Consider the following 11,906-nt stretch of genomic DNA (forward strand, 5'->3'; position numbering starts at 1 on the left):
TCCGTGCCAGGTCAGTTGATGTCGACGGTGTTGCCGGTGATGGTGGTCCGCTGCCCTTCGAGCTTGAGATCGCCGCCGCTCTTCACCGTGACGGTGGCGCCCTCCAGCGTCAGCTGCCCGCCGCCGCTTCCGGCCGCGGTGACGGTCACCGTGCCGGCCTTGAGGATCAGGGTGCCCGTCTCTCCCGCGTCGATGGTCAGGGTGCCCTCGCCGCGGCCGTCGAGCGAGACCCGTACGGTCTTCCCGCCTTCCCCCGCCGCGAAGGCGATGGTGGTGTCCTTCCGGTCGAGGTGGGTGACGAGCTTGCCGTCGCCGCTCAGAAGCCGGACGCCCTGAGGGCCGTCGGTGGCGCTGAGCAGTTCGAGGCGATCGCCGGAACGGGACGCCAGGGAACTCCTGTTGGCCCGGCCCGTACCGGCGTCGACCAGCGGCAGGCCGTGGTCGGTGGGGGCGTCGAGGCCGTTGTAGAGCCCGCCGAGCACGTACGGCCGGTCCAGCCGCCCGTGTTCGAAGCCGACCAGGACCTCGTCCCCGGCCTCCGGAGCGAAGACGCCACCGCCACCGGCCCCGCCCCACTGGACGGTACGGACCCAGTCGGTCACGTAGTCCTGCGACAGCCACGGCAGACGCAGCCGTACGGCACCGCGCTGGCCCTTCCCCGGTTCCTTGATGTCCGTGACGACCCCCACGGCCACGCCCGGCGCGCACAGTGGCGGCGGGTAGGGCACGACGGGCGGGGGAAGCGGGCCCACCCGGACCAGGGTCCGGTAGCCCTGTTCCCCGTCGAAGACGTGAGCGCAGGAGGTAACGGTGTACTTGCCGGTGAACGGCTCACCCACTCCGGCCAGGGCCACCGGCACGCCCGCCCGCAGCTCGGGGGCGCCCGCGACCTCGGCGGCCAGCGTGGCCATCGCGGCCGCCGACTCCGCCGCGACCGCGCGGGCCGCCGCGTCCACCTGCGGGGCGGTGGTGTGGGCCCGGCCGCCCACGAGCAGCTCCGGCGCCGGCCCGGGGAAGGCCTTGCCGAGCCGCGCGGGCGTGACGCCCAGGCGCAGCCGTTCGCTGTCGCCCGCACCGGCCTTCGCGGACAGCGCGGCCTTGCCGTCGGGATCCCAGCCCCGGACCTCCACCTCGGCGACCTGCCCCTCGGAGGACACGGCGGCGCGCAGCGCCAGCAGATTCACCCCGTGTTCCAGGACGAACGGGCTCCGGTCCGCCCCCGTGCCGGGCGCGGGCGCCGCGTCGGCGGCGGCCGGGCGGCGCATGTGGAGGGTGCTTCCGTCGACCGTCAGGCGCAGGCCGCGCTGGTCGGCGAGATGGTTCAGCAACTCCCAGTCGGTCAGGTTGGGCTGGGCCACGTGCGGGACGCGGGTGCGCTCGGCGTCGATCCGGCCCGTCGTCAGCCCGTGCCGGGAGGCGGCCTGCCGGGCGACCTCGGCCACCGTGGTGTCGGCGTAGGCGGCCACCCGCCGCCCCCGCGCCAGCCGGTGCCCCCGGTCCATGGCCGCTACGGTCGTGAACGTCCCGTCGGCGTCCACCTCGGTCTCCAGCGCCGTGACCTCGCCGTCGAAGATCCCCACCCGGGTACGGCGGCGCGCGGCGGCCACCGCCACGGTCAGCGGCGCCCCGACCGTGATCCGCGCCGCCGCCAGGAGCCGGTGCCCGGGATCGCGGAACCGTAAGGTCGCGCGGGCCGGAAGGCCCACCGACGTCTCCACCAAAGCCTCCACCAGCCGTTCCGCCCACAGCTCCTGCAGCGGGGAGCCGAAGGCGATGACCGGCTCCGCCGCGTAGAGCCTCTCCGTCACCCGGCACCTCCCGCGGGGCGCTCCTCCAGGACCGGCAGGACCAGCACCGTGCCCACGGGCACCCGCGCCGGATCGTCGACGCCGTTGGCCTCGGCGATCGCCCGCCACCTCGTCGGATCGCCGTACGCCTGCCACGCCAGTCCGGCCAGGGTGTCGCCCGCCACCACGAGATGGGTATCCACCGGCCCGTCGGCACCCGACGTCGGGTTCTGCCGGGGTGTCGCGCCGCCCACCTCCTCCAGGGATACGGTGCAGGTGGCGCGCAGCGGTGTCCCGTCGTGACCGAAGCGGGTGTACGCCGCGTCGACCTGCGTCACCAGCGCGAGGAACGCGGTCGTGCGCGAACGCCCCCACTCCAGCCGCACCCAGGGCGCCGACGCGGGCTTCGCCGTGGCGCTCCGCGCGGTCGGGGCGCAGCAGCCGAGCAGCTTCTCCACCTGGTCCTGCACGCTGGAGCGGAAGTCGCCCGCGTCGAGGAACACCTCCAGCGTCATCGTGCGCGGCTGGGCCCCCACGAACTGCGCCCGCGCCGCCTCCTCGCCGGAGGGGGCGGGGCTGCGGTCCCAGCGGGCCCGCTTGCCGACCTGGACCCGCTCGGGGTTGAAGTGGAAGCGGACGCGGCCGCGTTCCGGCCCCGGGGCGTTGCCGGTACCCGTCGGCGGGTCGTAGATCACGAGGGCGGCCCGTACCGGCGCGCCTCCCAGGAGCTCGGACAGCATGTGGTCCTCTCGACGGGTCGGACGGTTCGGGCGGTTCGGACGGGTCAGACGTTCGGACGGTTCAGACGGTGATGCCCAGGAATCCGTTGTGGGTGATCTCCAAGGTCTCCCGGGCCGGCTGCGACTGGTCCACGTCGAACGTCGGCCCGCTCCAGCGCACCGGCAGCACACCGTCGAGGAGCCACCGCACCAGCGGCCGCCGGTCCGGGCCGAGGGCGACCAGTTGCCCCGGCAGCCGCACCGGTTCGATCACCTGCGCCCGCAGCCAGGCCCAGACGAGCACGGTCTCCTGGGTCAGCGGCCTGCTGAGTACGACGTTCGTGTAGCGCAACCGCGTCGGCAGCTGCCACACGTGCCCGTTCGTCCCGCCCTCGACGCGCTCCTCGACGTCCATGGTGCAGCCGAGCCCGTCACAGGCCGTGAAGGAGCCGAGGGCGTGCATGCCTATGGAGAGCTGGAAGTGGGAACTGACGGCGAAGGGCTGGTCCGGCATGTGCGAGCACTCCGTGGGATCGGGCGGTGCGGCTGCTTCGGGGCGACGCGTGGGGCGTCGGTGGGGTGTCAGCGGGGTGGGTAGGTACCCCAGGGGCTGCCTTCCGCCGGCGGTTGGGCCTGCGGCGGCGAGTGCGACTGCCACCGCTTCGCCGTCCGGCGCATCCGCCGGGAGAGCCCGAGGGACGGAACCACGGCCTCGGCCAGGAGACCGGCGTGCTGCCGGGCGACTTCCTGGGCGACCTCCCGGGCGATGGCAGCGGCGTCCGGTGGGGCCGGGTTTCGCGCGGTCTGCGGGGTCGAGGCGGAGGCCGGGGCGGGGGCCGGGGGGAAGGTGAACGAGGGGGCGACGGTGGGCGGTTCGCCGGCCGCGGTGCCGGGTGGCCGTCCGTTCCCTGCGAGGGGCGGGGTGACGAACGGCATGGCCGTGCCGGGTACGCGGGGGAGCGGCTGCCCGACGCCGAGCCGGTGCCGGGGGCCGGCCGGGGGGAGGGCGCCGGTGGTGGGGAGGGCGCCTCGATCCCGCTCCTTACCCGAACCGGGGCTCTGCCCCGGATCCCACGGAGGGTTGGGTCCGGGCGGTTCGCCGGGGGGCTGCCGGCCGCTGAGATGCTCCGGGACTCCCGGCGCCGCCGTGATGGGGAACGCGTCGTGGTCCTGACGGCCCGGGGGGCGGCCGGAGCCTTGCGGAGGCGTCGCCCGGGCCTCGCTGTGGCCGCCCTGAGGCCCGGCGCGGCCGGGACTCCTCGGGGAGCCGGGATCGGGGACTTCGCCTTGTCTCGGCCGGCCTTGGCGGTGTCCGGGGCCCTCTGAGGGGCCAGGGGCGTCTGCTGCGACTCGGTCCGGAAGACGCTGGAGGTGGCCGGGGCTCCAAGGAAGGCCGGGACTGGGGGGTTCGCCTCGGCCGGGTTGGTTCTGGTGGTGCCCCGGCCCCTTTGCTGCGCCGGGGTCGTCGGCCGCGTCCCGGTCGGACGGGCGTTGGCGGCGTCTGCGGCTCCAAGGAAGACCGAGGCCGAGGGCCTGGTCTTGGCTCGGCCGGTCGATGCGGTCTCCCAGGGCTTGTGGTGAGCCGGGGGCGTCGGTGCTGTTCCGGTCCGGTCGGCTTTCGCGGTGCCAGGGAGCCCATGAAGTGCTGGAGGCTTCGTCCTGGCGCGGTTGGGCACGGTGCTGTTCCGGGCCCGTGACCGGGCCGGGGCTTTCGGCTCCGCCTTCGTCCGGTTGGCCTGGGCGGTGCCCGGGGGCCCATGAGGTGCCGGGTGCTTCGTCCTGGCGTGGTTGGGCACGGTGCTGTTCCGGGCCCGTGACCGGGCCGGGGCCTTCGGCTCCGTCTCCGCCCGGTTGGCCTGGGCGGTGCCCGGGGGCCCATGAGGTGCCGGGTGCTTCGTCCTGGCGCGGTTGGGCACGATGCTGTTCCGGGCCCGTGACTGGGCCGGGGCTTTCGGCTCCGCCTTCGTCCGGTTGGCCTGGGCGGCGCCAGGGGGCCCATGAGGTGCCGGGCGCTTCATCCAGGCGCGATTGGGCACGATGCTGTTCCGGGCCCATGACCCGGCCCGGGACTTCGGCTCCGCCTCCGTCCGGTCGGCCTGGCCGGTGCCGGAGGTCCTGCCGAGGGGGGAGGCCGGGCTCTCCCTCCCAAGCCGACAGGCCGCGATGATGCCCGGGACTCCCTGACGAGTCGGGGTCGGAAGCCCCGCCCGGCCCCCATCGGTCTCCGTCGCCTCCCAGCTCTCCGAGCGAGCCCGCACGGTGAGCTTCGCGGTGGCCGAGGCCGCCTCTATCCCGCCCCGGGTTCATGGGCGGACCTGGCACGGAGACCTCGCCCGGCCCCCGCGGGGCTTCGGCGCGTATCGGACCGGCCGGAGGGCCGGTGACGAACGGTTCACTGCGGACCCCGCTGTCCCCGTCGCGCTCCGGGCCCGCAGGACGGTGAGGCTGTCGGGCAGCCGTGTGCCTGCCGTGCCCCGGGCTCCCCAAGGCACCGGCTTCGTGGGCTTCGCCCTGGGCCTCCCGGCTCCGGTGACGCCACGGTCCGCTCGAGGGCCGCGGTGCACGGGGCTCGGCACACCCCGCACCCTCTGAGGCGCCGGGCCGGTCGTCGGGATCGCTCCGGGCCCATCGGTCCGCACCGCTTCCCTGCCCCGAGGGGAGGCGCGGGTCCCCAACGGCCCCGGCCTCATGCAGGATGCCCACACCGTACTCGCCGGACGGCCGGTCGACGTGCCTCGCGGCCACCGGGGGAACGGCCGGGACCGCTGAAGAGACCACCCCGGCGATTGGCGGCACTTCCGCCACCACCGCCACCTCCATCAGCGGAGCACCACGATCGGCCGGTGCCAGTGCCAACGGCACCCCGCGCGGCAGCAGCCGGCCGTCGGCCGTGACGAGCGGCGCCGGGCGCCAAGCCGCAAGGCCCTGCCGGAAGGTGCCGAGCCCGCAGGAGAGCGGCACCGGCATCCGTAACAGCCCGACAGGCGCGACCACGCGCCAGTCCGCACGCGGCGGAAGCCCGGACGGAGCACCCGCCGCCGGGGGGGCCGGGGCCGTGGCGGGCGCCGGGCCCGTACGCCGTCCCCGCCACCACCGTCCCGGTTTGAAAGGGCTCAACGGGCTCAACCCCTTCACCACACCCACCACACTCACCGCCCCTCACTGATAGAGGAGTTGATCCGGGCGATCTCACGCACCCACGCGCGCCGCTCCGCGTGCGGCAGGGTGAGGATGTCCTCGTACGCCCAGTGGAAGTGGTAGGCGAGGTAGGAGCACTCCTCACGGAGCCGGCGCTCCGGGTGCGTCATGCTTCCCCCAGGCGGCCGCCCGAGGCCGGTCCGGGCAGGGCGAAGCTGGTCCCGCAGGAGGGACAGGCGACGGCGCCGTGGCCGGAGTCCAGGCCGTTGATGCGCCGGTAGAGGTCCTGGAGATAGGCGAGATCCCTGGCGAAGAGCTGTTCCACCACGCCCGCGTGGATGTCGCTCACGGTGCCCAGCCGGGTGATGACGAGGCTGAGGAGAACGACCCCCAGATAGGCGGGGTTCTCCCGGACCCGCTGGTCGATCAGGGGAGACAACTCGTCGCGGGCCGTGGCGAGCCGCATGGCGCCCTGGCGGTGCACGGTGCCCGCGGCGTCCACGTAGCCGTGGGGGAGTTCGAAGTCGTACTCGGTGCGCAGTGGCGAATCGTTGTCGGGCATGGTGGGGGCGCGTTCCTCCGTCTGTACCGAGAGATACGGGCTTATGGCCGCCGGACCCCGGCTCCCGCCCACGCGGCGGGAGCCGGGAGACGCCGGTCAACGCATGGCCGTCACTGGATGTTCTGGTCGAGCAGGAGGCTCACCGGGGTCTTCGCGACCCAGACCCGTACGGCGAACACGTCGGCCTTGTCACCGGCCGTCAGCACCGGGGATGTGGCGGAACCATCGGCTTCGCTGGTCACCTTGGCGGTGTCCACTCCGCCGGGGAACGTCGCCGCGTCCTCGTCGCGGACCTTGAAGGTGACCTCGGCGCCCGGGACCGGGACGCCGTTCTGGTCCTCCACGATGACCTTCATCGGTTCGTCGAAGGACTTCCCCGGGGGTACGGTCTGCCCGGCCCCCGAGACATAGCGGACGTGGTGCGCGGCACCCACCGGCGGGGTGACGGTCAGGCGGGAGAAGGAGGCGACGGCCTCGGTCTCCGCCCAGCGGGCGGTGACGACGCAGGGGCCTTCCTTGAGCGCCTTGAGCAAAGAGCTCGTGGCGACGCCGAGCTCGTCACCGTCGCTGCCGGTGAAACGAACCTCCGTCGGCTTGCCGTTCTCGAAGACGGCCGAGCCGCCCTCCACGGAGAACTCGATCCGCTGTGCGGCCACCGGTGTGCCGTCCAGCTGGACGGCCTTGACCACGAGCGGTTCGGGGAAGCGCCGGCCGACCGCGACCGACTGGGTGTCCCCGGAGACGACGGCCAGCCGGTACCGGGACACGCGCCGCAAGGCCGGCCTGCCGGAGAGCGCGGCCCACAGCCGGCTGTCAGCGGACACGGCCAGCGCCGAGGGCTGCGAGCCGTCACCCGTGGAGATCACGGCCGCCCTCGCCTCTCCCGGCAGGACGTAGCCGATGGCGTCGCCCCGAGGGCTGGCGAACCAGAGGGTGCCGTCCGCCGCCGCCTTCAGGCGACGTGCCGGACAGGGGGCGTCGACACGCGTGAGCAGGCCGTCCTCGACGCTGTACTTGTAGAGCGCGTTCTCCGGGGTGCCCACCCACACGGTGTCGCCCGACGGCGTGACGGCGAGGTCCTGCGCCTCGACACCGATGTTGACGGCGGGGGAGAAGGCACCGGTGTGGGCGTCGTAGCGGACCAGCGACCTACCCCCGGGGGAGCTGAGCCAGTAGAGGGTCGGCTCGCGCTCCGAGACGGCCACCCCGTACAGGCCGTCGGCGTATGACAGTGAATTAGAGGTGACGCCGGCCGCGTTGACGAAGACAAGCCGGTTCCGGTCGGCCAGTACCGCGACGATGCGGTCCCAGCCCTCACGGCTCTTGGCGAGCACCATGGAGTGGCATTCCCGCCCGCTCTCCAGGGGGTGGGTCTGGTAGTGGCCGTAGCTGTCGCACTTGACGAAGACGGCCGTGCTCTGCCCCGAGACCAAGGTCCACACACCGTGGCCGGGCCAGGCGACCAGGGAGTTGGCGGTACCCGTGAAGCCCGGTCCAGGGGTGAAGAGGCTGCCGGCCCAGGGGCTGCGGGGTTCGAAGCGGCCTACCGTGCCCTCCGCCGTCACGAACCACAGGTTCTGGTCGTCGCGCTGCCATGCCAGGTCCACGGCGGGCGCGCCGATGGGGAACTCGTCGTTGTTACTGATGGGGGTCGTCGTGGCTGTCATTCTGGTGCTCCCTCCGGAAGGCGGGATGAACCGCACAGGTCGATGCCGGACCGCTAGTCCTGAGTGATCCTCAGCGTCGTGGTCGCGTGCGGTTCGGTGTTGCCCAGGCCGACGCTCAGGACCGCGACTTCCTCGATCAGCCCGGCCGACACGGGCGGTACGGCGACTTGACCGAGCTGGTCGGTCAGGATCACGCGTTCCTTCGACCCGTCGTCGAAGGTCGCCCCGTCCGCCTCGATACGGCACGTGAGCGGAATGCCCGGTACGGGATGGCCGTTGGAGACGTACTCGGCGATGAGCGGCTGCGCGACGTGATCCTTCATGCGCGCCACGGACTCGCCCTGATAGACGATCTGGGTCCGGCCGACGAGGGAAGCGCCGCCGTAAGGGGGCGGGGGCACGCTGTACCTGCCGAGGGTCTTGTTGACGGGGTTCGTGTACCAGAGCTCCCCGTTGGTGCCGACGCAGAGGCCCTTCGCGCCACCGCCGTTGGGGAGGTTCACCATGGCACCCGGGCCCGGCTGATGGCGGTCGATCTCGTGCAGGCCCTTGTTGGAGGCCACCCACACCTTGTCGTTCGTGTAGAACACCAGCTGTTGCGGCACCGCGTCGCCCAGGGCCACGGTACGAGTGGTGCCTTCCGCGATGTCGTAGCGGATGACCTGGTTGGGGCCGGTCGCGGTGAGCCAGACCGCCTCGGTGTCGGCGATGATGTAGAAGGGCTTCTGCTCGGGGTTGTCGAGGATCTCGACCCTCTCCCATGCCGTCTGCCCGGGGGAGCGCCGGTAGAGACCGTTCTCGTTCCTGGTGGGGGTGGTGGTCTGCTTCTGACCCGTGGCCCAGTAGGTGTGGGTCTTCTTGTCCGCCGCGGTCGTGACGGCCACGTCCCACAGCCAGGTGCTCCGGCCGATGGGCATCTTGTCGTAGGAGCCACCCTGGGCGGGGACGGGGAAGATGCCGATGTAGCTGTGCTGCGGCTCGGCGAACAGCAGGCTGTAGCTGATGTTCGGCACGCCCTCGGAGCCCTTGTCGGTCGTCCGGAGCTTGATGCTCTCCGCCCGGGCGTCCGGCTCCAGGGGGTTCGCGGTCACCGGGTAGTTCCCGTAGGTCTCCATCATCAGGATGGGGTCCCGCGGGGCGGGCGAGGCCATCCAGATCCGCCTGTTCTCGGATACCGGGTCCTTCATGACCCCGGCCGTTTCGTTGTACTCCCCGGTGGCGATTGATTGAGCACTGCTGGGGTCATTGGGGTTGATCTTGATGACGGCCTTGTTGCTCGTGGTGATCCACAAATACCGCTGATTTCCCACGGCCACCGAATGCGGCGTCTTGTTGAGACTGAACTCCTGGATGCTGGCGATATCCGCCATGGTGCTCCCCCTCCGGCCTTTCGTTGACGCGCGAACTCATCAGAGAGCGTGTGGAAGTGCGCCCCGGGAAAGGCGCCGCAGTTTGATGGCTCACGCAGGGGCGGCGCTCGACCGGTCGAGAGTATGCCGCCAGCACTCACCGCCGCACCTGGGCGAACCGGCCACCATGGGGGGTGAGGCTCCGGCTTCCGGACGGTGCGGCTCCGATTGCGGGGCCGGAAGGGCATTTCAGCTGCAAACAGGGGTATCTGGTGTGCGTCATTCCGCATGAGTCCGCTTACCGCCGGCGCCGCCTGACTGTTGTCAAGAGGGGCTGCGCACAGCCGATATGACCGAGTGGCGTGGCCGGAATTCCTTCAAGAATCGTTTCCGCACGCGGGGCAATCAGGCCGCTGGCGAAAAACGACCTTACGGGCGTGAGACGGCCCGTCCTTGACGCTGCTCAATGGCACGGGCCACTGTTGGTGGTCTCGCCTTGAGGAGGGCCATGCGCAGTCGGGTTCCGATAGCGGATCGGTCGCAGCGCCCGGCGCGGATCTCGCCCACGTCCGGACATGCCGGACCGGTGCCGGCCGTGGCGCCCCCGGGGAACGCCTCGTGGCTTCTGGCCCTTCAGCGGGCGGCCGGAAACAGCGCGGTCCTCAGGATGCTGGATGCGGGCGGTGCATCCCGCGAGCGGTCCACCGTGCCCGAGGTGCTGCGCAGCGGCGGCTGTCCGCTCGACACCACCACCCGGGGCGCAATGGAAGCGCGGCTCGGTGCCGATCTGTCCGATGTGCGCGTCCATACCGACGCCGCCGCGCAGCGCTCAGCCATGGCAATCGGCGCGCGCGCCTACACGGCAGGCAACCATGTCGTCATCGGCCGCGACGGAGCGGACAAGGCCACCTTGGCGCACGAGCTCACGCACGTCGTCCAGCAGCGCAGGGGACCGGTGGCGGGTACCGACACCGGTCACGGGTTCGCGGTGAGCGACCCGGACGACCGCTTCGAACGGGAGGCCGAAGCCAACGCGGCACGGGTCATGGGCGCATCGGGGGTCATGAGCGCACCGGGGGGAGCGACAGGGCAACGGCCCGACGGCACAGTCCCCCCACGGCCCACGACCACCCCGGTCGTGCAGCGCGCGATGCACCTGGCGAACTACGACGAGCGGATCTACCAGGACTCGCGCAACCCGAACGCCGAGTACGCCTTTGTGAAGAAGGCCGACGGCAGGCTGCTCTTCGCGGAGTACGGCGGCGTCGACAGACTGACGGCCGCCCTTGGTGCCGTCGGCTTCGCCGGCGACGTCCGGTCGAGTGCCCTCGACGGTTTCATCAAGGGCGCCTACCAGGAGAGAGGCCCCATCTGGCGCCATCTCTGGCACGAACTCGGTGGCCTCCTCCACTACGACAGCGTCGCCAAGACCGTCAGCCTTGTCGACGAAGAAGCCCTGGGCCGCGCCACGCCCGGCCTCGTCGCCACGATCGTCAGGCACGGTCCGCAGATCTGGAACAACTCGGGCGGCTCGCGCGCACCGCGGGCGGAAGGGCGTCTGTACGGCCTGGGCCTGTCCGCAGACCAGGCGCGGCAAGTGCTCGGCATCGGCGAGGGCATGACCGGTCATTTCGACGGCGTGCCGTACGAGAGTCTCGCTGAGCGCCGGTACGACGAACTGCACGCGCTGTTCAAGAACAAGGACAACGGCGCGAACTTCTTCGCGTACGAAGGCCGGTTCCCGGGAGACCGGGCACGGATCATGTACGTCTCCACGGCCGGCACGACCCGCGCAGCGGCCCACCGCATTCGCATCGCGAACCAGCGGTTCAGCGACGCCGAGTTCTTCGATCCCGGCATGGACGAGGGAACGCAGGGCGCGCTGCAACGCGAGTACGCCCGTCTCACCGCCCCGCGCTCGGACACCGGCTGGGTGCCGGGCACGGACCTGACCGCCGTGGACCGCGGAGCCGGCCAGGACAGCGCGATGAACAGTTGGAACGCTCTCGGCGTGGTGGCCTACGCCAATCGCTTCCTGGGCGCCCGGTACGAACTCGAGCAGAACTGGGAGTGGCTGCACGTGCAGGGTGCGCAGATCGGCGGCTCGACCGACGCGGACAACCTGGTGGCCGGCACCTACGTCACCAACTCCGCGATGATTCCCTACGAGGACATGATCGCCAAGTGGGCCAGCGCGGATGCCCACCGCTTCTGGGCCCGGTTCGAAGTGACTCCCGGGGGGACGCTGTTCCCGGACAGGATCAGGCTTTCCATCAGGAGCGACGGCCACCGGGACCTGGGCACCCTGCCTGGGCTGGTTCTGGCGGAGTTCGATCCGCTCCACGGCAGGATCGTCGATCGCCTCGCCGGCGAAATCATGAAGCGTAATGTCGACGCCACTGCGCGGGCTGTATGAGCCCGGCTGACGGAAAGCTGACGGAAAGCTGCTGACGGAAACACGAGCCGAATGACCAGGTCCACCAGCGATTCGGTGATCTCCGCCGGCCGCGCACGCCGCGGTCGGCAGCCTCATCCCCCTCGGGTTCGGCGGGGCATTCCTCCGACATTGTTGTGCGGCTTGTGAGGATGCCGGGATGTGGTCTCAACAGGCGGACAAGGAGCGGTAGATGCGGGTGCAAGGGAAGACCGGTGAGACTGCGGCCCGGCGTGGTGCCGAGTCGGCA

General features: G+C 71.8%; 8 protein-coding genes. 1 reads left to right on the forward strand and 7 read right to left on the reverse strand.

Annotated features, from left to right (window positions below; translation table 11 throughout):
* Positions 1 to 11: 11 nt before the first annotated feature.
* The 7 genes from IF61_RS0107565 to IF61_RS0107615 form a co-directional block, all read right to left on the reverse strand.
* Positions 12 to 1,808 (reverse strand): VgrG-related protein, encoded by a 1,797-nt coding sequence (locus tag IF61_RS0107565; RefSeq protein WP_052392480.1) that lies wholly within the window; start codon positions 1,806 to 1,808, stop codon positions 12 to 14.
* Positions 1,805 to 2,527 (reverse strand): CIS tube protein, encoded by a 723-nt coding sequence (locus tag IF61_RS0107570; RefSeq protein WP_030365483.1) that lies wholly within the window; start codon positions 2,525 to 2,527, stop codon positions 1,805 to 1,807. The genes IF61_RS0107565 and IF61_RS0107570 overlap by 4 nt, the downstream gene beginning before the upstream one ends.
* A gap of 61 nt (positions 2,528 to 2,588) precedes the next feature.
* Positions 2,589 to 3,020, reverse strand: a complete 432-nt coding sequence (locus IF61_RS0107575; protein ID WP_030365484.1) for a phage tail protein — start codon at positions 3,018 to 3,020, stop codon at positions 2,589 to 2,591.
* 2,635 nt (positions 3,021 to 5,655) lie between these two features.
* Complete coding sequence (locus IF61_RS36220) at positions 5,656 to 5,814, reverse strand: DUF6760 family protein (RefSeq protein WP_169748803.1); 159 nt, start codon at positions 5,812 to 5,814, stop codon at positions 5,656 to 5,658.
* A complete protein-coding gene (locus tag IF61_RS0107605) occupies positions 5,811 to 6,206 on the reverse strand; it encodes a hypothetical protein (RefSeq protein ID WP_030365488.1) in 396 nt (131 codons plus the stop codon). The genes IF61_RS36220 and IF61_RS0107605 overlap by 4 nt, the downstream gene beginning before the upstream one ends.
* Before the next feature lie 110 nt (positions 6,207 to 6,316).
* Entirely contained in the window at positions 6,317 to 7,873 is a 1,557-nt protein-coding gene (locus IF61_RS33225; RefSeq protein ID WP_052392481.1) for a hypothetical protein, read from the reverse strand.
* 53 nt (positions 7,874 to 7,926) lie between these two features.
* Positions 7,927 to 9,243, reverse strand: a complete 1,317-nt coding sequence (locus IF61_RS0107615; protein ID WP_030365490.1) for an NHL repeat-containing protein — start codon at positions 9,241 to 9,243, stop codon at positions 7,927 to 7,929.
* Between the two features lie 646 nt (positions 9,244 to 9,889).
* Here IF61_RS0107615 and IF61_RS36850 point away from each other — a divergent pair.
* Positions 9,890 to 11,638 (forward strand): eCIS core domain-containing protein, encoded by a 1,749-nt coding sequence (locus tag IF61_RS36850; protein ID WP_245684436.1) that lies wholly within the window; start codon positions 9,890 to 9,892, stop codon positions 11,636 to 11,638.
* Positions 11,639 to 11,906 lie beyond the last annotated feature (268 nt).

The sequence above is a fragment of the Streptomyces roseoverticillatus genome, assembly GCF_000719265.1.
Lineage (GTDB): Bacteria > Actinomycetota > Actinomycetes > Streptomycetales > Streptomycetaceae > Streptomyces > Streptomyces roseoverticillatus.